This window comes from Kitasatospora sp. MAA19 (assembly GCF_029894125.1).
Classification (GTDB): domain Bacteria; phylum Actinomycetota; class Actinomycetes; order Streptomycetales; family Streptomycetaceae; genus Kitasatospora.
The window spans coordinates 1-20131 of the sequence record NZ_JARXYZ010000010.1 but is presented as its reverse complement, the minus strand read 5'-3'; the positions used below and the strand labels follow the sequence as shown (position 1 = coordinate 20131).

Below are 20131 nucleotides of genomic sequence, written 5' to 3'. Positions count from 1 at the left end.
AGCGCGGGTCGTTGGCGCGGCCGCCCGGGGTGTCGCCATCATGGTCAGAGCGCACGGAGTCCATTGATCACGTCTCGCAGCAGGCGCTCGTCCGGCAGCTCGGCGAGCGGAACGGGTCGGGTGACGCTGATCAGCTCGGCGTCGTAGAGGTCGCCGAGCAGCACCCGGACGACGCTGACCGGCAGGTCGGTGTAGGAGCCCAGTTCGGCGACGGACAGCGGCTCGCGGCGGCACCAGGCCAGGATGGTCTGGTGCTCCGGGTCGAGGACGTGCGCGGGCACGGCCCCCGCGTTCGGCCCGGGCTCGGCGGCGGTGATCAGCGAGATCAGGTCGAACAGGCCCTCCTCGACCGGCCGGGTGCGGCCGCGGGTCATCGAGTAGAGCCGCACCACCGGGCCGGCCTCGTCGTCGAACCAGCGGTCGTCGACCGGGGTGCGCGGGCGGAACAGGTCGGCCTCGGACGCGTCCTGACCCACCTGTGCCGTCCCCGACACCGCCGACACTCCCGACACGCCCGATACCGCCGACGACTCCGAGCCCCCCGAAGCCCCCAGCGCGTCCGCACCGACCGACGCGTTCGGACCGACCTGCACCTCGGGTCCGGACGGCGCGGACGACGCGGACGGCGCAGACGACGCGGGCAGCCCGGAGGGCCCGTCCGGCCCGGGCCGCCCCGCCGCCTTCGCCTTCGGATCCGTCATCGGACCGCTCATCTCCCCGGCGGGGCGGCTTCGGTGCGCGGCTCGGCGGCCAGGTGCTCGCCGACCCGCTTGACCAGCAGCGCCATCTCGTAGGCGATCTGGCCGATGTCCGCCTCGGCCTCGCTCAGGACGGCCAGGCAGCTGCCGTCGCCGGCGGCCGTGATGAACAGGAACGCCTCGTCCAGCTCCACCATGGTCTGGCGGACCCCGCCGACCTTGAAGTGCCCGCCGGCGCCCTTGGCCAGGCTGTGGAACCCGGCCGCGACGGCGGCGAGGTGCTCGGCGTCCTCGCGGTCGAGGTCGCGGGAGGCGCCGGTGGCCAGGCCGTCGCGGGAGAGGATCACCGCGTGCCGCAGGGCCGCGACGCGTCCCACCAGGTCGTCCAGGAGCCAGTTGAGGTCCCCGGACGGCTGCGTCGAAGTGGTCATGAATCAGTTCCTTCCGCTGAAGCGGGTGGTGCGGGTGGTGCAGATGCTGCAGGTGGTACGGGCGCCGGGTTCAGTCGGACCGGCTGGCCGGGCGGCACCCGGCGGGCGAGCGACGCCCGGGCACCGTCCGACGGCGCGGGCAGCGCCGCCGGGGCGGGGGCCGGGCTGATCGCCCGCCGGGACGGGTCCGGCGGCTGCCAGGCGGGTACGGCGGCGGGCCGGGCGCTCGCCGGGGCCGCCGCCGGGGCGGCGCCGCGCCCGCGGGTGAAGCCGCGCTGGAAGGAGGCGAAGGTGGCCCGCGCCTCCTCGGGCGAGCGCTCGCGCGCCCGCTCGGTGTCCCGGGCCTCCCGAGCGGCCACGGCGGCCTGGTCCTCGGGCCCGGTGTCCGCACGCTCCCGGAGGCGTTCCTTCAACTGCTCCTTGAGCTGCGGTGCGAGGTTCGCCTGCCGGACCCGCCGGGGCAGGCCGCCCGGGGTCCGCGGGGCGGCGTCCAGCGGCGCGTCCACCGGCGCGTCCGTGGGACCGTCCACGAAGGCGGCCGCGGCGCCCGCCGACTCGTCGCGGCGGTGCCGCCCCGTCCCCGGCGAGGCCTCGCCGTCCAGGGACGGCGCAAACCGCGCAGACGGCGAGGAGGGCGCGGACGGCGCCGGCACCAGCACCGGCCCGCCCTTGGTCCGCGAGGCCCGTCGCGGCAGCCCGCCCGCCGTCCGGCCCGGCTCGGGCGCGGACGGCCGGGGGCCGCCGCTGCCCTGCTGCCGTCCGCCGTCCCCGGCCCCGGCCCCGGCCCCGGCCCCGGCGCCCGAGCCGGCGGCGCCCCGAGCCGCGCCGTCCACCCCGCCACGGTCCGCCCCGACGCCGCCGCCTCCTCCGCCCGCGAGCGAGGGCACGGCGACCAGGTCGCGCTGCCCGCGCCGGGCCGGAGCGGGCCGCTGTCCGGCGGACGGCGGCTCGGGCAGGCCGTCCGGCGCCTCGGCGAGCAGTTCGCGCGGGATCAGCACCACCGCCGTCGTCCCCCCGTACGGGGACGGGCGAAGGTGCACCCGGATGCCGTGCCGCCGGGCCAGCCGGCTGACCACGAACAGGCCCAACCGGTCGGTGTCGGCCAGGTCGAACTCCTGCTCCACGGCGAGGCGTTCGTTGGTCTCGGCGAGCAGCTGCTCGCTCAGGCCGAGCCCGCGGTCGTCGATCTCCAGCGCGAAGCCGTGCGCCACCACCTCGCCCTGGACGGTGACCTGGGTGCTCGGCGGGGAGAACACCGCCGCGTTCTCGACGAGTTCGGCGATCAGGTGGGTGACGTCCGCGACGGCGCTGCCGAGCAGGCCGGTGCCGGGGAAGGGCCGGACGATCACCCGGGCGTAGTCCTCGACCTCGCCGACCGCCGCGCGGACCACGTCCACCATCCGGACCGGCTTGCGCCAGGCGCGCCCGGGCGAGCCGCCGGCGAGGATGATCAGGCCCTCGGCGTGGCGGCGCATCCGGGTGGTGAGGTGGTCGACCTTGAAGAGGTCCGCCAGTTCGGTCGGGTCCTCGGTGCGGCGTTCCATGGTGTCGAGCAGGGTGAGCTGGCGGTGCAGCAGCACCTGGCTGCGCCGGGCCAGGTTGACGAACACCGCCGAGACGCCGCGCCGCAGTTCGGCCTGTTCGACGGCGGCCTCGACGGCGGCCCGCTGGACCGCGTTGAAGGCCTGCCCCACCTGGCCGATCTCGGCCGGCCCGAACCGCAGCTCGGGCGCCTCGGCCGCGACGTCCACCGCCTCGCCGCGGCGCAGCCGCAGCATGACGGAGGGCAGCCGGGTGCCGGCCAGCTCGTTGGCCGCGTTGCGCAGCCCGATCAGTTCGCGGGCCAGGCCCCGTCCGATCCGGAAGGAGATCATCACCGACAGGACGACCGCGATCAGGCCGATCACACCGGCGATACCGCCGCGCCAGAGTGCTCCGATCGCGGCGGACCGCTCACGCTCGCCGATCCCGTTGGCGATCCGGGAGTTGATCGCGGCGAGATCCCCGAGCGCCCGGTCGGCGGTCTCCCGCCAGGAGTCGCCGTTGATCGCCTGGGCGACCCGGTCGGGGCCGCCGGCGCCGACGAAGTCCGCCTCGGCGCGGGCCAGCGCCGACCAGGCCTCGCCTCCGCGCAGGGCGGCGTAGTCGGCCTGGTCGGCGGGTTCGAGCTCGGCGATGTAGACGGTGAACAGGGCCTGCTGGTTGTGCAGGGCGTCCAGCGCGACCTGGTACTGCTCGGCGGTGGGCTTGGCGATGCCGACGCGCAGGCCCTCCATCGCCGCGTCCTCCTGGGCGAGGTACTCGCGGGCGCGCACCAGCTCGATCAGGATCGTCCCCTGGCGCGGGAGTTGGCCGGTCTGCCGGGCGACGTAGGCGGACCGGAAGCCGAACACCGGCTTGACCAGGTCGCTGTACTGCTCCAGCGCGAACTCCCAGTTGAGCGCGGAGCGGCCGACCTGGGCGCGCAGCGGTTCGATCTGGTCGGCGGCGGCGAGGATCTGCAGGAAGCGGCCGCGCTGCGCGGTGGAGAGCTTGCCGCCGACGTGGTCCTTCTTCTGCCGCAGGACGTCGAGGCTGCGGTCGGTGGCGGCCTTGGCGTGGTTGAAGACGTCCACGGCGACCTGCGAGTTCGGGGCGGCCAGGCGCTGGACGGCCGCGCGGCGCTCGTTCTGCAGGTCGGTGGCGTACTGGTCGACCGGGGTCCCGAACTCCTTGTACGTACGGCTGATCTCCAGCTGGCCCCAGACGTCTCCGGTGGTGGCGAAGGTCGCGTACACCCACAGTGCGGTGAGCGCGACGATGGGCACCAGGAGCAGCGCGATGATCTTCGCGCGGATCGAGCTGCTGCGCAGACGCATGGAGTCCTCGGTCGGGAAGTGCCAGGCGCGGACGGGGAGCGGATGAGAGGAGCCGCGGGGCTCGGCGGAGCGGGATTCGGACGGGATTCGGACGGGAGTCGGGGCGGGTCGCGGGACTGGATTCGAGGCGGCGTTCGGGACTGGGTTCGGAGCTGGTCGGCGTGGATCGTACGTCGTCGGATCGGGCGCGGCCAGGAGGCCCCCGGCCGCAGGTCTGCGAGAGCCTACTACGCCCTGACCACTCGTTCGAGGGTCGAACCGGTCCACTTCCCCGGCTTGCCCCGCACACGTCAGGATCGGGTCCCGGTCGCCGTCGACCCGTGTCCGGATCATCCGCCGACGCCCGGTTTGCCCCGGCCACCGAACGTACGCGGTTCCTCCCCCGGGACGACACCATTCGTGGGGAGCGGTGCCGATATCGTCGCGCCACGGTCACAACCCTGGGCAGTGACAGGCCGATCCGATAGTTTCGCTCCACCTGCGCGGCCCGGCAGTGCCGGCGCAGGCAGTGCGGCCGCGAGAGGCGAACGGGGGGAACGTGCGCGAGTTCACCACCCCCGCCGTGGCCGGGCCCGAGGCCACCGGAGGACTCGCCGACTCGCTGTACGACACCGCCGAACGCACCCCGGACCTGGTGCAACTGGCCCGCCGCACCCGCCCCGCGGGCCCCGTCGGCCCGGCCCGCCCCGGCGGCCCCGGCGGCCCCGCCGACCTCGTCGGCTCACCGGACGAGTGGCAGGGCGTCACCGCGCGCGAGTTCCGCGACGAGGTGCTCGCCCTCGCCAAGGGCCTGCTCACCCGGGGCGTGCGCTACGGCGACCGGGTCGCGCTGATGTCCCGCACCCGCTACGAGTGGACGCTGTTCGACTACGCGCTCTGGTCGATAGGCGCGATCACCGTCCCGGTCTACCCGACGGCGGCGGCCGAACAGGTACGGTGGATCCTCGCCGAGACCCAGGCGGTGGCCTGCCTGGTCGAGGACGAGGACGCCGCGATGACGGTCGGCGCGGTCTGCGACGCACTGCCCGACCTCACCGGCATCTGGCAGTTGGACCGCGACTGCGTCGCCGCGATCACCGAGGACGGCCGCGGCGTGCCCGACTCGCTGGTGCACCGCCAGCGCCTCGGCGTCGCGGCCGGGAACATCGCCACCGTCGTCTACACCTCGGGCACCACCGGCCGCCCCAAGGGCTGCCTGATCACCCACGCCAACCTGGCCGCCGAGGCCGACGCGCTGCTCGGCGGCTGGCGGGAGGCCTTCCACGACACCGGCGGCGGCCAGCCGTCCACCCTGCTGTTCCTACCGCTGGCCCACGTCTACGGGCGGGTCGTGCAGATCGCGGCGATCCGCGGCGGCTTCCGGATCGGGCACATCCCCGAGGTCTCCACCGAGGCGCTGCTGCCCGCACTGGAGTCCTTCCGACCGACCTTCCTGCACGTCGTCCCGTACGTCTTCGAGAAGATCTTCCAGCAGGCCCGGCGGGCCGCCGAGGACGCCGGTCGCGGCGAACTCTTCGAGCAGGCCCGGCAGGTGGCCGTCGACTGGGCCGCCGCCCGGGAGCAGAAGGCGTTCGGCCGCGGGCCCGGCCCCGGCCCGGGGCTGCGGCTGCGCCACCTCGCCTACGAGCGGACCGTCTACCAGCGGCTGCGGGCCGTACTCGGCGGCCGGGTGCGCAGCGTGATGTGCGGCGGCTCCTCGCTGCGCCGCGAACTCGGCCTGTTCTTCACCGGCGCCGGCCTCCAGCTGTACGAGGGCTACGGGCTGACCGAGACCTCCGCCGCGATCACCGCCAACCCGGTCGGACGACAGAAGCCCGGCACGGTCGGGCAGCCGCTGCCGGGCTCGTCGGTGGCCCTTGCCGACGACGGCGAGGTGTGGGTGCGCGGCGGATCCGTCTTCGGCGGGTACCTCAACCACCCGCGGTGCACGGCGGAGTCGCTGATCGACGGCTGGTTCGGGACCGGCGACCTGGGCCGGCTGGACGAGGACGGCTACCTGACCATCACCGGCCGCAAGAAGGACCTGATCGTCACCAGCAGCGGCAAGAACCTGGCCCCGGCGGCGCTGGAGGAGCGGGTGGCGGCGCATCCGCTGGTCTCCCAGTGCCTGGTGGTGGGCGACGACCGCCCGTACGTGGCCGCGCTGATCACGCTCGACCCGGCGGCGCTGGCGCACTGGCTGAAGACGCACGGGCGGGAGCAGCTGGACCCGTGGGCGGTGCTGGCGGACGAGCAGTTGCACGCCGAGGTCCAGCGCGCGGTGGCGGCGGCGAACACGGCGGTGTCCCGGGCCGAGTCGATCCGCGCGTTCCGGCTGCTGCCGCGGGAGTTCAGCCAGGAGCAGGGGCTGCTGACGCCCTCCTTGAAGCTACGCCGGGCGGCGATCGCCGAGTACTACGCCGAGGACGTCGCGGAGTTGTACGTCCCCTGACCCGCGGGGCCGTCCGTCCCCCACCCCACCCTCCTCGGGGTGCCGAACCGTACCGTCCCTGACGGACCGTCTTGCCCCTTTTGCCGCAGGCGCGGTGGGCGTCGATTCACCGGCCGTTCCCTTGACGGGCCGATTGGTCCAGTCCATTGTTTCTCCTCGGTCCGAGTGCGGCGCACCATCCGCTCCCGCCCCTCCGGGAGCGCCCCGGTTCCACGGTCCCGGTTCCACGGTCCCGATTCCAGGGTCCCGATTCCGCCACGCCCTCCCCACGGGCGTGTCCCCCACACGCAGGAGTCCTCTCGTGTCGATGTCCACGCGCCTGTCCGCGCTGGCCGCCTCCGTCGTGCTGCTCACCACCTTCACCGCCCCGGCGGCCTCCGCCGGCCCCGGGCCCGCCCCGGCCGGCGGACCGACCAGCCAGAGCAGCCCGAGCGGCCAGAGCGGCCCGAACAGCCAGAGCGGCCCGAGCGTCAACCTGGCCACCAATCCGGGCTTCGAACTGCCCGCCCCCAACCTCGCCGACTGGGGCGCCGTCCCCGGCTGGAGCTGCACCGGAGGCCCCGCCGAGGCGGCCGTCACCACCGCCGCCGCGCACTCCGGCACCTCCGCGCTCACCGTCACCCCGGCGAACGCCGACTCCACCGGCGAGTGCGCGCAGACCGTGGCCGTCCAGCCCGACACCACCTACACCGCCTCGGCCTGGGTCCGTGGCGCCTTCGTCTACCTGGGTGCCACCGGCACCGGTCGGGACGTCGCCCCGGCCTGGACCGAGACCACCGGCGGCGGCTGGCAGCAGTTGACCACCCGGTTCACCACCGGCCCGAGTGCGCACAGCGTCCGGCTGTACGTCCACGGCTGGTACCAGCAGGGCCCGTTCTCGGTCGACGACGTCCGGGTGGACGGCCCGGCACCCGCCCCGGCGGTGGCCGCCGGATCCGTGCCCACCAGCGACAAGGTCGTCTTCTTCACCGTCGACGACGGGTGGCAGCGCACCCCGGAGGCGGAGAAGTTCATCGCCGACCACCGGCTGCCGATCACCGCCTTCCCGCTGCCGATGCCGGCCGGCACCGACCCCGGCTTCTTCCAGCGCGTCACGACCGTGCCCGGCTCCTCGATCCAGGACCACAGCGTCTCCCACACCGACCTCACCACGCTCCCGCAGGCGCAACAGCAGGTCGAGATCTGCGACGCCCGTGACGCCATGACCCGCCTCTTCGGCACCGCGCCGGTGGTCTTCCGCCCACCGTACTTCGCCTGGAACGCCGACACCCTGCAGGCCGCCGCCGACTGCGGCATCCGGACCGTGCTCACCGCCGACGCGGACTTCAGCTGGGGCGCGTCCAGCATCTGGCACCCGGGCACCCTGCAGCCGGGCGACGTCGTGCTGATGCACTGGACCGACACCCTGGCCACCGACCTCCAGCGCGCCCTCGCCGCCGCCGACGCGGCCGGGCTCAAGCCGGCCGGGCTGGTCGACTACCTGCGCTGACGCACCGACGCGGGCCCGACGCGCCGACGTCGCCGGGGGAACGGCGGCGCGTCGGGTACGTAGAGCGGTGCCGATACGCGGAGCGGCGCCCGTGGTGGGCGGGTACGTGCAGCAGCACCCGCGGCGGGCCCGGGCGGCGATCCGCTCGGCTGCGTGGTCGAGGTCGAGGTCGACGATACGGTCCACGACGGCCTCCACTCCCGTCCGTTCGCGATCTTGCTCGTTGACAGGGTGTCCGCGGCGCGGCTCTAATGGGGGCGTGCAGCGCGGCGTCGGCCACAGAGCAGTGGGCCGGCCGGCAGCCGAGCCGGCACCTTTCCCGAGGGACGATGCGCGATGAGCACTTTCTCCGCTGCCCTGATCTGACGTAGGCGGTCACCGCGGTGTCCGCGTGCGCGCCCATGCACCGCGTGTGGCCGTGACTCCCAAACCCTGCAGGAGACTTCACCCACACGTATGTCCATGTCCACGAACCCTGTCGGCCACGTCGACCGTCCCGACGACTCCGACCACTCCAACCGTCCTGACCACATCGACCGCCCCAACCACGCCAACCGGTTCAACCAGAACGTCATCGAGGAGTTCCGTGTCAACGGCGGGCGGGTCGGTGGCCCGTTCGAGGGCGGCGACCTGCTGCTGCTCACCACCGCCGGGGCCCGTTCAGGACGGCCGCACACCGTGCCCCTCGGGTACGTCCGGGCGGAGGGGCTGCTCCTGGTCATCGCCTCGGCGGCCGGGGCGCCGGACCATCCCCAGTGGTACCGCAACCTGCTCGCCCGGCCGGTGGTCCGGGTCGAACTCGGCACCGAGGCGTTCGACGTGATCGCCGTACCGGCCGAAGGCGCCCGCCGGGAGCGGCTGTTCGCGGCCGTCGTCCGGCAGGCGCCCGGGTACGGCGACTACCAGGCGAGCGCCGGGCGCGAGCTGCCGGTGGTGGTGCTGGAACGGCCCGAGACGCCCGAGCGCGAGGTGCGCAGCCTCGCCGACAAGCTGCTGGAGGCGCACACCTGGCTGCGCGCGCAGCTGCGCCACGTCCGGGAGGAGGCGCACGCGCACGTCCCGGGCCGCCCGGCCGGGCTCGGGCTCCAACTGCGCCAGCACTGCCTCGCCTTCTGCGAGGGGCTGACCCACCACCACACCGGTGAGGACGCCGCGATCTTCCCCGCGCTGGCGCGCAACCACCCGGAACTGGCCGAGGTGCTGGCGCGGCTGGGCGAGCAGCACCTGGTCATCGGGCGGATCAAGGAGGAGCTGGTGGCCCTGCTGGCCGGGATCGAGGTCACCGAACCGGACCGGCTCCGGGCCGAGTTGGACCGGATGTCGGCCGAACTGGAGGCGCACCTCGACTACGAGGAGGCGGAACTGCTGCCGACGCTCGCCGGGATCCCGTTCCCGCCGGTCCGGCCCGGCCCGTCGGGGGGCTGAGACCTGCGAAGGCCGTCGGCCCCTCCCCGTGCTCGGGGAGGGGCCGACGGCCGCGTGTCCGCGTGTCCGCATGGCGCTGCGGCGCTGCGGCGCTGCGGCGCTGCGGCAGTCCGGCGTTGTGGCAGTGCAACGGTGCGGCGGCGTGGCGGTGTGACCACCCGGCCGGTGCGCCGACGCCGAGCCGTTACGACTGGGTGAAGACCGGGAGGTAGCCACCGGACTGGCCGGCGGCCTTCGGGTGGTAGCTCTCGTCGACCGGCAGGGTGGTGCTGTTGAGCCAGGTGGTCAGCGAGCCGCAGATCTCGTGCTCGGTGAAGATGCTGCGCACGTCACCGAAGCTGAAGCCGGCGTTGGCGACCCGCTTGGCGATGACGTCGTCCAGCGTGTCGGCGGCGCCGTTGATCGCGGCGCGCTTGGTGTCGCCGATGCCGAGGATGCAGCTGCCGCCGATCTTGTAGAGGTGCGGGTAACCCAGCACCACGACGTGGGCGTTCGGGGCCTTGGCGTGGATCGCCGAGTACACCTTGTCCAGCTGGGCGGGCAGGGTGTTGCGGGCGTAGGACTGGGCCGCGCTGACGGCGTTGAGGCAGGCGCTGTCCGAGTCCAGCACGCAGGTCTTCATGGTGTCGGCGAAGCCGGCGTCGTTGCCGCCGACCGAGAGGCTGACCAGCGTGGTGCTGGAGCTCAGCGCGGAGATCTGGTTGAGCACGTCCCCGGTTCTGGCGCCGGAACAGGCGACGAAGGAGAAGGAGGACGGCGAGTGCGCGTTCTTCCACAGGTACGGGTACGCGTTGGTGCTCCGCTTGCAGCTACCACTGTCGCTCAGGTAACTGCCGGCGCCGACACCGGCGGAGTAGGAGTCCCCGAGGGCGACATAGTTGACACCGGCCGCGTTCGCGGATGACGCGGTGAAGAGCGTCGTGAGAGTGAGGAGAGCCGCTATCGCGGCGACAGACAGGGCACGAGCTGGGCGGAGCATGACACCTCCTGGTGTGGCACTGGTCACAGAAGGAATACCAGGCAGTAGGTGAACCGGGAAGCGGTCATGCCAAGGACATTGACGGGCCGTCTGACAACGCAAAAGTGAACCGCCGTCCACAGGGCGTGAGTTGGCGCTGGTCAGCGCCGGTGTACGTCGATGGGCGTCGGTCATCGCGCGTAGACGGTGGTCGGCGAAAAAGTCAGCAAGTGGTCAGTCGGCGGTCAGAGCGCAGCCAGGAAACCGTCACGGCCAGCACACCGGCGCGACCCCCACACCGTCGGGCCCCTGACGGTGGACTCGGGTGGTTTCGGCGTACGCGGCTCCCGGCTCGCGGCCCGAACCCCTGACCGCCGATCAGGCGGATGGCTGCGAGGCCGCTCGGCTACACCCCGCTGCGGCGGAGCGGGCCGCGCGAACACGCCGCCCCGGACACGCCGCCCCCGACACGCCGCCTCGGGCCCGCTACCCCGGACGCGCCGCATGCCGGACGCGCCGCATGCCGGGCGACCGTCGCCGATCCGCCCAGCCGCCGCTCGCCGGGCTACCCGAGGCCCGGGCGGGACTCGCTGGGCCGAGGCTCACTCGAGTGGGCGGCGTCCGGATAGACGGCGCCGGGGAAGACCACACAACCCTCCACCGGCAGCTCCTCGATCGTCTCGTTCGCGGCGACGGGCACGCCGAGCCTGCGGGAGGCGGTGGCGACCGCCGCCCGGGCCTGGCGCAGCCCGGCCGCGCCCCAGCCGAGCAGTTCGACGGCGAGCCCGGGCGCGACCAGCAGCCGCCGGTAGTGCCGACCGGAGGCCGGGTCGGGCGCGGACCGACCGACCGACCGCAGCGCCGCCGCCATCCGGACCCGCGCGCACTCGTGCCCGCCGTTCGCCGAGCCGACCCGGTCGTAGAGGTAGCCGAGGTAGTACGGCCGGCCGATCACGGCCTGGGCCTCCTCGGCCGCCTCCCGGGCCAGGGCGGAGGACGGATCCCCGGCGTCCTCCGGCTCCAGCGAGCCGCCGGGGAGCGAGCAGATCCCGTCCCTGGGGTTGACCAGGGTCAGCACCCGCCCGTCCGGGGCGAACAGCCACCCCCACGACTGCTTCACCGGCAGCCCGTCGGGCACCTCCTCGCCCGGCCGCCACGGCCACCCCGCGGTGGGACGCCGGCGCACCCTGCCGAGCAGCTCGGCGATCTCCGCGCTGTACTCGATCCGGCTCATGCGTCCCCCTCTCGGTGTCGGGCTCGCCGGACCGGTGGTGCGCGGGACTGACCTGCGGGGCACGGTACGGAGCGGAGCGGCCGGAGCGGCGGCGTGGGGAACCGCACGCTCCTGCTGTTGATCTTCTCCGAATCTTCCCCGAACAGGCGGTCGATGAACAGTCCCCAGCGCCGCATGGTGGACGCGAGGGCGGAAACCCCCTGGTCACCCCAGCCGCTCACCTCCCTCCCCCGGCGCAGCGAAGCCGGGCAGCGGGAAGCCCGGTCGCGGGACCACCCCGGGCGGGAAGGGCAGACCGCGCGCGGCGTCGTCGGCCAGCTCGTCGAAGACCTCGTGGACGGTCATCGGCCGCAACCGCCCGTCGGCCAGCGCCCAACCGCGCACCCACGGCCCGTCGGACGCCGAGGCCCCGGGCGCCGGGGCCGGGTACACCGTGGCCCCGGACGCCGGAACGCCCGGATCGCCGTGGAGCAGCAGCGCCCCCGCCCCGCCGGCGGCCACGCCCGCCGCCAGCGTGACGCAGAACGCCTCGGTGTCCCGCCCGGTGGCGTACAGGCCGCCCGCCTCCACGCAGACGTCCACCGCCGAGGTGAGCTCCTCGCCGTCCTCCGGACCGTGGCAGCGCAGCGTCAGCAGGTGACAGCCCTCCCCCGCGCCCTCGGCCAGCGCGAGGTAGGCGGACGTCACGTACCCCATCACCGCCGCCAGCCGCCGCTCCCCGCCCGGATCGTCGCCGACCGCCTCCAGCAGGGCCGCGCCGGCGACGGACATCCGCACCCGCGCCCGGTGGTCGTCCAGCAGGACCGGGAGCAACTCGGCCAGCGGCTCCCCCGTGTAGACGAAGGGCTCCCCGGCCAGCTCCGGATCCCCGGCGTACGCGACCCGGGCGGCGGGCGCCCGGGGATCGAGGCCGAGCGCCGTGCAATAGTCCTCGTAGTCACCCGCCTCCAGGACCCGCAGGTGCACCTCCAGGCCCTGCCCGTGCAGGGCTCTCAGCTGCTCCTCCACCCACCGCAGGTACTCCTGGTGGCCGAGCCGGCCGAACAGCCCGTACCGCGCGAGCCCGGCGAAGTCGGCGGCGGCCGCCGCCAGCGCGAGCGCCACCGGCTGCGGCGGCGGAGCGCCCCGGACCCGCCCTCCGCGCCGCCCCCGCGCACTTGGCCCGCCCGCACGGCCACCCGGCGGCCGGTCGCCACCCGGCGGCCGGGCCCCGCCGGGACCGCCCGACCCACCGTCCACCCCTCCGCCCGCCCCGGACCTCCGCCCGGCACGCAGCAGCACCCGCCGACGGACCCGCGACCGCCCGAGCACGCCGGCGCCCCCGGAGGCCCGACCGTCCCCGAGACCCCCGCAGCCCTCCGAAACCCCGAAGCCCGCACCACCCAACGACCACACCCGCATGGTTCCTCCCACCCGCTCGCCCAGCACCGGACACCGCCGACCGCTCCGACCCCCGGAGCCGCCGACAGCCAGGAACATACACAGAGCCACCGACAATCCACCCCGAGTAATCGAACACCCGTCGCCCCGGGACGCCCGGGGCCACTGATCCGGGCGGGATTGTCGGTGCCGGACGTTAGGGTCGGGAACCATGCGACTGCTGCATACCTCCGACTGGCATCTCGGCCGCTCCTTCCACCGGGAGAGCCTGCACGACGCCCAGCGCGCCTTCCTGGACCACCTGGTGGACGTGGTCCGGGCCGAGCGCGTGGACGCCGTGCTGGTCGCCGGGGACGTGTACGACCGGGCGCTGCCGGGCCTGGATGCGGTCGCCCTGTTCGACGACGTGCTGCACCGGCTGGCGGAGCTGGGCGTGCCGACGGTGTTCATCAGCGGCAACCACGACTCGGCCCGCCGCCTCGGCGTCGGCGCCGGGCTGATCGGCCGGGCCGGCATCCACCTGCGCACCGACCCGGGCGAGTGCGCCACCCCGGTACTGCTGGCGGACGAGCACGGGCCGGTGGCGGTCTACGGGCTGCCGTACCTGGAGCCGACGCTGGTGCGCGAGCGGTTCGGGCTGGAGCGCGGCGGGCACGCGGCGGTGCTCGGCGCGGCGATGGACCGGGTCCGGGTCGATCTCGCGGCCCGCCCGGCCGGCACCCGCGCGGTGGTGCTGGCGCACGCGTTCGTCACCGGCGGCACGGCGAGCGACAGCGAGCGGGACATCGCGGTCGGCGGCGTCGCCTCGGTGCCCGCCGCGGTCTTCGACGGCGTGCACTACGCCGCGCTCGGCCACCTGCACGGCTGCCAGACCCTCGCCCCGCACCTGCGCTACAGCGGCTCGCCGCTCGCCTACTCCTTCTCCGAGGTGAACCAGCGCAAGACCATGTGGCTGGTCGGCCTCGCGGCCGACGGCTCGGTCACCGCCGAGCGGGTCGACTGCCCGCAGCCGCGCCCGCTCGCCACCCTGCGCGGCACCCTCGACGCGCTGCTCAGCGAGGACGAGTACGCGCCGTACGAGCAGGCCTGGGTGCAGGCCACGCTGACGGACGCGGCCCGCCCGAGCGAGCCGATGGAGAAGCTGCGCCGCCGCTTCCCGCACACCCTCCAACTGCTCTTCGACCCCGAGGAGAGCGAGGCCGAACCCTCCCGGTCGTACGCGGCCAGGGTCAGCGGCCGGGCCGACCTGGAGATCGCGGAGGGCTTCCTGCGGCACGTGCGCCCCGGCGCCGAGCCGGAGCAGGACGAACTGGGCTGGCTGCGCGCCGGGTTCGAGAGCGTCCGGGAGAGCACCGACCGGAAGGCGGACCTGCCCCGATGAGGCTGCACCGGCTCACCGTCAGCGCCTTCGGCCCGTTCGCGGGCAGCGAGAGCGTCGACTTCGACGCGCTCGCCGCCGGCGGCCTGTTCCTGCTGCGCGGCGCCACCGGCGCGGGCAAGAGCAGCGTGCTGGACGCGGTCTGCTTCGCCCTCTACGGCGACGTCCCCGGCACCCGGCGGGCCAACCGGCTGCGCAGCGACCACGCCGACCCACGCAGGCTGACCGAGGTCCGGCTGGAGCTGACGCTCGGCGGGCGACGGCTGCAGATCACCCGGCTGCCGGAGCAGCGGCGGCCGAAGAAGGTCGGCACCGGCACCACCGTCGAGCGCCCGCAGACCCTGCTGCGCGAGTGGGCCGCCGACGCGGGGGACGGTACGCCCGGCTGGCGGGCGGTGAGCAAGTCGCACCAGGAGGCCGGAGAGGAGATCCACCGGCTGATCGGCATGAACCGGGAGCAGTTCTGCCAGGTGGTGCTGTTGCCGCAGGGCGACTTCGCCCGCTTCCTCAAGGCCGACTCGGAGGAGCGCGGCAAGCTGCTGCGGCGGCTGTTCGACACCGAGCGGTTCCAGCACGTCGAGGCGTGGCTCGCGGAGCAGCGGCGCGCCCAGGAGGCCGCCGTCCAGGCCGGCCGGCGCCGCCTGCGGGATCTCGCCAGCAAGGCCGAGCAGGCGGCGGGGCCTGCCGCCGAGCCCGCCGAGGGCTGGGTGCCGGCCGAGGAGGACGCCGCCGACCTGACCGCCGGAGTGCTCGGCTGGGCGGCGATCCTGCGCAGCGGCGCGGCCGAGCAGTACGCCGTCGCCGAGGCCGCGCTGGCGGGCGCCGAGGAGGCGCAGCGCGCCGCCCAGGGCGGGCGGGCGGCCGCCGAGGAGCTGGCCGGGCGCCAGCGCCGCCACCGGCAGGCGGTGCTCCAGGCCGACCGGTTGGCCGCGTTCGAGTCGGAGGCGGCCCGGGACGGGCAGCGGCTGGCGGCGGCGCAGGCGGCGGTCGGGGTGGAGTCCGCGCTGCGGCTGCGCGAGGGCGCGGCCGACGCGCACCGGCGCGGCCAGGAGGCCGAGCGCCGGTACCGCGAGGCGCTGGCCGGCGCGGGCGGCGAGGGCCCGGCGCTGGCCGAGGCCGGGGCCACCGAACTCGCCGAGGCCGAGCGGGGCCTGCGGGCCGAACTGGTCCGGCTGGAGGCGGCCCGGACGGAGGAGCGGCGCTGCACCGCACTCGCCCGCGAGCAGCGGAGCCTGGACGAGGAGCGCCGGCAGGCCGACGAGCTCGCCGAGGAGGCCGAGGAGTGGTTGGCCGAGTACGACGAACGGCTCGGCGGCCTCCAGGAGCAGCACACCGGGGCCCGGGCCGCGGGCGCGCTCGTCGAGCAACTGGACGGCCGGCGGGCCGAGTTGACCTCCCGACTGGACGCCGCCCGGGACCGCGACGGCCTGCGGGCCGAGATCGCCGTCGCCGAGCCGCGCGTCCTCACCCTGCGCACCGCCGCGCTGGACGCCCGCGAGCAGAGCCTCGGCCTGCGCGAGCGGCGGCTGACGGGCATGGCCGCCGAGTTGGCCGAGCAGTTGCGCGTGGGCGAGGCGTGCCGGGTCTGCGGTTCGCCCGAGCACCCGGCGCCCGCCGAAGCGGCCGACGGCCGGGTCGGCGCCGACGACGAGGAGCGCGCGCGCCGGGCCCAGGCCGCCGCCGAACAGGCCTGGAGCACGGCCGACCAGGCCCTCACCGCACTGCGGGTCCGCGAGGCCACCGCCGCCGGGGCGGCCGGGCCGGAGGGCGCCGACGCGCTCGCGCGGACCCTCGCCGAGCTGGACCGCGAGCACCGCGAGGCGCTGCACGCGGCGGAGGGACTCGGCCGGGTCGAGCAGGAGATCGCCCGGCTGTCGGCCGACCAGGACCGCCGGCTCGCCGAGCTGCGTGAGGCCCGGGAGCGCGCCGCCGTCCGCACCGACCGGCTCCAGGCGCTCCACCTCGAACAGCGCGAACTCGCCGAGCGGGTGGCCGCCGCCCGGGGCGGGGCGGTCTCCGTCGCCGCGCGGGCGGCTGCGCTGGAGCGGCTGGTCGAGCAGGTCGCCGCCGCGGCCGAGGCCTCCCGGGCCGGCTCGCAGACGCTGGCCCGGCTCGGGGACGCCGAGGACGAGCTGGCCGCGGCCGCCTCCGCCGCGGGCTTCCCGAGCCCCGGGGAGGCCCTGGCCGTGCTGCTCCCCCGTGCGGAGCGCGAGCGGCTGGAGGCCCGGCTGGAGCGGCACCGCGTGGAGTCCGCCGCCGTCCGGCACGAGCTCGCGCTGCCCGAACTGGCCGAGGCCGCGTCCCGTCCGCCAGCCGACCTGTCCGCCGCCGCGGCCGCGCTCGGCGCCGCCACCGACCGGCTGGGCCGGGCGCACGCCGCCCGGTCGGCGGCCGGCGAGCGGTGCGCGGCACTGGCCGCGATCGGGCGGCAACTGGCCGGCCTCGCCGCCGAGCTGGCCCCGGCGCTGGCCCGGTACGGGCGGGTCAACCGGCTCGCCGCGCTGGCCGCCGGCACCTCCACCGAGAACCGGCTCCGGATGCGCCTGGAGTCGTACGTCCTGGCGGCCCGGCTGGAGCAGGTCGCGGCGGCGGCCAGCGACCGGCTGGTCCGGATGTCCGGCGGCCGCTACACCCTGGTGCACAGCGACGACCGGGGCACCGGCAACAAGCGCTCGGGCCTGGCCCTGCGCGTGGTCGACGCCTGGACGGGCACCGAGCGGGACACCGCGACGCTCTCCGGGGGCGAGGGCTTCTTCGCCTCCCTCGCCCTGGCCCTGGGCCTGGCCGACGTGGTCACCGACGAGGCCGGCGGCATGCCGCTGGACACCCTGTTCATCGACGAGGGCTTCGGCACCCTCGACGAGCAGTCCCTGGAGGAGGTGATGGACGTCCTCGACGGCCTGCGCGAGCGCGACCGGGCGGTCGGCATCGTCAGCCACGTCGCCGACCTGCGCAGCCGCATCCCGGCACAGCTGCTGGTCCGCAAGGGCCGCCACGGCTCGACCCTCGCCCTGGCCGGACGGGAGGACGCCTAGCACCTAGCGCCCAGCGCCAGCCAGCCGGTCCGGTCCGGTCCGGTCGGAGCAGACCAATCAGCCCGAGCAGGCGCTGCGCTGGGCCTGCTGCCAGGCGCAGACCGGGCACAGGGTGCTGCCCGGCCGGTCGGCGGGCAGCTCGGTCGGTTCCCCGCACAGCACGCAGTCGGCCCGCGGCCCGGTCGACGCCGGATCGCGCACCAGCGCCGCCTGCGTCTCCTGCGCCCCGTCGCCGGAGGCGAGCTCGCACACCACCGCGTCCTCGTTCGTCGCGCTGTCGCTCATGCCGCCTTCCTACTCCGCCTCCTGCCCCCGCCGCAAGGCGGTACCGGTGGCCCCGGTCAGCGCCCCGCCTCCTGCCCGGCCTCCTCGATCATGGCCGCGACACCGTCCAGGAGCGGGCGCAGCCCGAAGGCGAACAGGGTGTCCAGGTCGAGGTCGTAGCCGTTGCCCTTGCCGAAGCTGCCGGCGACGCGGGCGAACACGGGGTAGCGGGTGCCCGAGACGATCGCCGCCATGGCCGGTCCCTGGCTGTCCATCCACTGGTCCCCGGTCAGACCGGTGCCGGCCTCGGCCTGGGACTCCCGTTCCAGGTGGACGGCGATCCCCTGGACATAGCAGTAGAGCAGGACATGCAGGTCGAGCATGGTCTCCGGGGCGAGATCGTGGCCGTCCAACGCGGCGAGCGCCCACTCGGCGTGCACCATCAGGGCGGGCAGCATCAGCGGGCGGGTCAGAGCGCCGACCTGCGCGAGCCAAGGGTGCCGGCGGTAGATCCGCCACAACGTGTGCGCGCCGAGTTCCAGCCTCGCCCGCCACGGCCCCGACGGCTCGGCCGGATAGCCCTCCTCGCCGAACACCGAGTCCGCCATCAGCAGCACCAGGTCGTCCTTGCCGCCGACGTACCGGTAGGGGGACATCGCGGCGACGCCGAGCCGGGCCGCGACGCTGCGCATGGACAGCGCGGCGAGTCCTTCGCCGTCGGCGATCTCGACGGCGGCCCGGACGATCCGCTCCCTGGTCAGTTCGGCGGACGAGGGGGCCGCCGGGTCGGCCGGCCGGCGCCGGAGCGCCTTCGCGGTGGCGGAGCCCGACGCGGGGCCCGGCGCGAGGCGCGAAGCGGAGCCGGCCGCGATGCCGGGGCCTGCGTCGCTGCCGGTGGCCACCACCGTGCCGACCCGGGGCCTGGTCTCGACCAGGCCCTCCAGCCGCAGTGTGGTGAGGACCTTGGTGGCGGTGGCGAGCGCGACGTTCCACTCGCGGGCGATCTGGCGGGTCGAGGGCACCCGCCCACCGGGGGCGAGCGTGCCGTCGGCGATGCGCCGCCCGATCTCGTCGGCGATGCGGCGGTACGGCGGGGCGGGCTCGGGCTTCGAGGCCATGTGCTGCCGGCTCCCTCACGGACTGCGGATCATTTTCGGCGGGTGCCGAACCTGTACTAGCTCAGATCCTACCAGCGGACTTGTTTGCAAGCCGGTCACTGAACTAGCTCAGCAACGGAAAAACTGCACTTGGCAGCCCTGAACGTACGCCGTACATTCAAGGCGCTTACGGCGTACAGGCCGAGCGGCACACCGACCCGAGGGGGCTCCCATGAAGACCATGCCGAAAACCATGCCGCCGACCGTGCTCGTCTCCGGCGGCGGCATCGCGGGCTCCGCGCTCGCCTGCCTGCTGAGCCGCCGGGGCCTCGCCGTGACGGTCGTCGAGCGCGCGCCCGGCCTGCGCCGTGGCGGCCAGGCCGTCGACATCCGCGGCGCCGCACTCGGTGTGATCGAGCGGTTGGGCCTGCTGGAGCAGGCCCGCGCCCACCGCACCCGGATGCGCGGGATGTCCGTGCTCGACGCCGACGGCCGGGAGATCCACCGCTCCACCGAACACACCTTCAGCAGCGGGCGGCTCGACGGCGACGACATCGAGCTGCTGCGCGAGGACCTTGTCCGCCTCCTGCACGAACGGGCGGCGGCCGATGCCGAGTTCGTGTTCGGGGACGCCGTCACCGCGCTCGACGAGGACGAGGACGGCGTCCGGGTCGACTTCGAGCACCGCGCCCCGCGCCGCTTCGACCTGGTCGTGGGGGCCGACGGGCTGCACTCGGCCGTGCGCCGCCTGGTCTTCGGGCCCGAGGAGAACTTCACCCGCCACCTCGGGATGCACCTGGCGATCTTCAGCGCGGACAACTTCCTGGCCCTGGAGGACTGGCAGCTGTGGCTGCGGGACGGCGAGGCCGGCTACGGCGTCTACCCGGTGCGCGACAACTCGCAGCTCCGGGTCACCTTCGGCTTCGCGGCCGGGCCCCTGCCCACCGACCGGCGTGATCCCGAGGCGCAGAAGCAGCTCGTCTCCGAACGGATGGCGGCGCTGCGCTGGGAGACCCCGAGGCTGCTGAAGGCCCTGCACGAGGCGCCCGACCTCTACTGCGACGCGATGACGCAGATCCACCTGGACCGCTGGTCACAGGGCCGGACCGCCCTGCTCGGGGACGCCGGCTACTGCGCCTCCCCGCTGTCCGGCCAGGGGACCAGCCTCGCCCTGGTCGGCGCCCACGTCCTCGCCGACGCCCTCGCCCGGGCCGGCCACGACCACCAGGGCGCCTTCGCCCGGTACGAACGGCGGCTGCGCCCGTTCGTCGAGCTCAACCAGGCGCTGGCGACCGAGAATCCGGGTGGGCCGGCCTCCGAGGCCTCCGTCGAACGCGCCAAGAACGCCATCGCACTGGACGACTGAACGCGCGGCGGGGGGGGGCGGGGGGCGCGGCGCGGCGGCGGCCGGCGGGCCGCCGGGGCCGGCGGGGGCGGGGGGGGGGGGGGGCGC

General features: G+C 75.1%; 14 protein-coding genes. 6 read left to right on the top strand and 8 right to left on the bottom strand.

From position 1 onward, the window contains the following. Positions 1 to 44 precede the first annotated feature (44 nt). From P3T27_RS17325 to P3T27_RS17315, 3 genes are all read right to left on the bottom strand, one after another. On the bottom strand, positions 45 to 476 hold the full coding sequence (locus P3T27_RS17325; RefSeq protein ID WP_348534108.1) for a DUF742 domain-containing protein: 432 nt from the start codon (positions 474 to 476) through the stop codon (positions 45 to 47). A 233-nt stretch (positions 477 to 709) separates the two neighbouring features. After that, on the bottom strand, positions 710 to 1129 hold the full coding sequence (locus P3T27_RS17320) for a roadblock/LC7 domain-containing protein (RefSeq protein WP_280679341.1): 420 nt from the start codon (positions 1127 to 1129) through the stop codon (positions 710 to 712). Further along, entirely contained in the window at positions 1126 to 3987 is a 2862-nt protein-coding gene (locus P3T27_RS17315; protein ID WP_280679339.1) for a nitrate- and nitrite sensing domain-containing protein, read from the bottom strand. The genes P3T27_RS17320 and P3T27_RS17315 overlap by 4 nt, the downstream gene beginning before the upstream one ends. Positions 3988 to 4525: 538 nt before the next feature. Here P3T27_RS17315 and P3T27_RS17310 point away from each other — a divergent pair. The 3 genes from P3T27_RS17310 to P3T27_RS17300 all read left to right on the top strand — a co-directional run bounded on the left by P3T27_RS17310 (position 4526) and on the right by P3T27_RS17300 (position 9332). Continuing rightward, a complete protein-coding gene (locus P3T27_RS17310; protein ID WP_280679337.1) occupies positions 4526 to 6418 on the top strand; it encodes an AMP-dependent synthetase/ligase in 1893 nt (630 codons plus the stop codon). A 307-nt stretch (positions 6419 to 6725) separates the two neighbouring features. Next, positions 6726 to 7907: a polysaccharide deacetylase family protein gene (locus tag P3T27_RS17305; RefSeq protein ID WP_280679737.1), complete on the top strand. Its 1182-nt coding sequence runs from the start codon at positions 6726 to 6728 to the stop codon at positions 7905 to 7907. Between the two features lie 462 nt (positions 7908 to 8369). Next, entirely contained in the window at positions 8370 to 9332 is a 963-nt protein-coding gene (locus tag P3T27_RS17300) for a nitroreductase/quinone reductase family protein (protein ID WP_280679335.1), read from the top strand. Between the two features lie 184 nt (positions 9333 to 9516). Here the strand turns inward: P3T27_RS17300 and P3T27_RS17295 are convergent, their stop codons facing one another. The 3 genes from P3T27_RS17295 to P3T27_RS17285 form a co-directional block, all read right to left on the bottom strand. Beyond that, positions 9517 to 10311: an SGNH/GDSL hydrolase family protein gene (locus P3T27_RS17295; protein WP_280679333.1), complete on the bottom strand. Its 795-nt coding sequence runs from the start codon at positions 10309 to 10311 to the stop codon at positions 9517 to 9519. A gap of 544 nt (positions 10312 to 10855) precedes the next feature. Then, complete coding sequence (locus P3T27_RS17290; RefSeq protein ID WP_280679331.1) at positions 10856 to 11524, bottom strand: hypothetical protein; 669 nt, start codon at positions 11522 to 11524, stop codon at positions 10856 to 10858. A gap of 204 nt (positions 11525 to 11728) precedes the next feature. Next, entirely contained in the window at positions 11729 to 12628 is a 900-nt protein-coding gene (locus P3T27_RS17285; RefSeq protein WP_280679329.1) for a hypothetical protein, read from the bottom strand. A 487-nt stretch (positions 12629 to 13115) separates the two neighbouring features. Between P3T27_RS17285 and P3T27_RS17280 the strand changes: the two genes are divergently transcribed. After that, the gene (locus tag P3T27_RS17280; RefSeq protein ID WP_280679327.1) at positions 13116 to 14285 is read left to right on the top strand and encodes an exonuclease SbcCD subunit D; all 1170 of its coding nucleotides are present in this window, start codon (positions 13116 to 13118) and stop codon (positions 14283 to 14285) included. Continuing rightward, positions 14282 to 17317: an SMC family ATPase gene (locus P3T27_RS17275; RefSeq protein ID WP_280679325.1), complete on the top strand. Its 3036-nt coding sequence runs from the start codon at positions 14282 to 14284 to the stop codon at positions 17315 to 17317. Before P3T27_RS17280 ends, P3T27_RS17275 begins: the two co-directional genes overlap by 4 nt. A 57-nt stretch (positions 17318 to 17374) precedes the next feature. Here the strand turns inward: P3T27_RS17275 and P3T27_RS17270 are convergent, their stop codons facing one another. Both P3T27_RS17270 and P3T27_RS17265 read right to left on the bottom strand, forming a co-directional pair. After that, positions 17375 to 17602 carry a hypothetical protein gene (locus P3T27_RS17270; protein WP_280679323.1) on the bottom strand — a complete coding sequence of 76 codons (228 nt, stop codon included), beginning with the start codon at positions 17600 to 17602 and terminating at the stop codon, positions 17375 to 17377. Between the two features lie 56 nt (positions 17603 to 17658). Further along, the gene (locus P3T27_RS17265) at positions 17659 to 18699 is read right to left on the bottom strand and encodes a TetR/AcrR family transcriptional regulator C-terminal domain-containing protein (protein WP_280679321.1); all 1041 of its coding nucleotides are present in this window, start codon (positions 18697 to 18699) and stop codon (positions 17659 to 17661) included. Between the two features lie 211 nt (positions 18700 to 18910). On the opposite strand from P3T27_RS17265, the gene P3T27_RS17260 reads away from it, so the two are divergent. Beyond that, positions 18911 to 20044, top strand: a complete 1134-nt coding sequence (locus P3T27_RS17260; protein WP_280679319.1) for an FAD-dependent monooxygenase — start codon at positions 18911 to 18913, stop codon at positions 20042 to 20044. Positions 20045 to 20131: the final 87 nt, after the last annotated feature.

Bases quoted from the DNA above. Each gene is read 5' to 3' on its own strand.
- P3T27_RS17320 (WP_280679341.1), bottom strand. From the start codon at position 1,129: ATGACCACTTCGACGCAGCCGTCCGGGGACCTCAACTGGCTCCTGGAC.
- P3T27_RS17315 (WP_280679339.1), bottom strand. From the start codon at position 3,987: ATGCGTCTGCGCAGCAGCTCGATCCGCGCGAAGATCATCGCGCTGCTC.
- P3T27_RS17305 (WP_280679737.1), top strand. From the start codon at position 6,726: ATGTCCACGCGCCTGTCCGCGCTGGCCGCCTCCGTCGTGCTGCTCACC.
- P3T27_RS17300 (WP_280679335.1), top strand. From the start codon at position 8,370: ATGTCCACGAACCCTGTCGGCCACGTCGACCGTCCCGACGACTCCGAC.
- P3T27_RS17295 (WP_280679333.1), bottom strand. From the start codon at position 10,311: ATGCTCCGCCCAGCTCGTGCCCTGTCTGTCGCCGCGATAGCGGCTCTC.
- P3T27_RS17290 (WP_280679331.1), bottom strand. From the start codon at position 11,524: ATGAGCCGGATCGAGTACAGCGCGGAGATCGCCGAGCTGCTCGGCAGG.
- P3T27_RS17280 (WP_280679327.1), top strand. From the start codon at position 13,116: ATGCGACTGCTGCATACCTCCGACTGGCATCTCGGCCGCTCCTTCCAC.
- P3T27_RS17275 (WP_280679325.1), top strand. From the start codon at position 14,282: ATGAGGCTGCACCGGCTCACCGTCAGCGCCTTCGGCCCGTTCGCGGGC.
- P3T27_RS17270 (WP_280679323.1), bottom strand. From the start codon at position 17,602: ATGAGCGACAGCGCGACGAACGAGGACGCGGTGGTGTGCGAGCTCGCC.
- P3T27_RS17265 (WP_280679321.1), bottom strand. From the start codon at position 18,699: ATGGCCTCGAAGCCCGAGCCCGCCCCGCCGTACCGCCGCATCGCCGAC.
- P3T27_RS17260 (WP_280679319.1), top strand. From the start codon at position 18,911: ATGAAGACCATGCCGAAAACCATGCCGCCGACCGTGCTCGTCTCCGGC.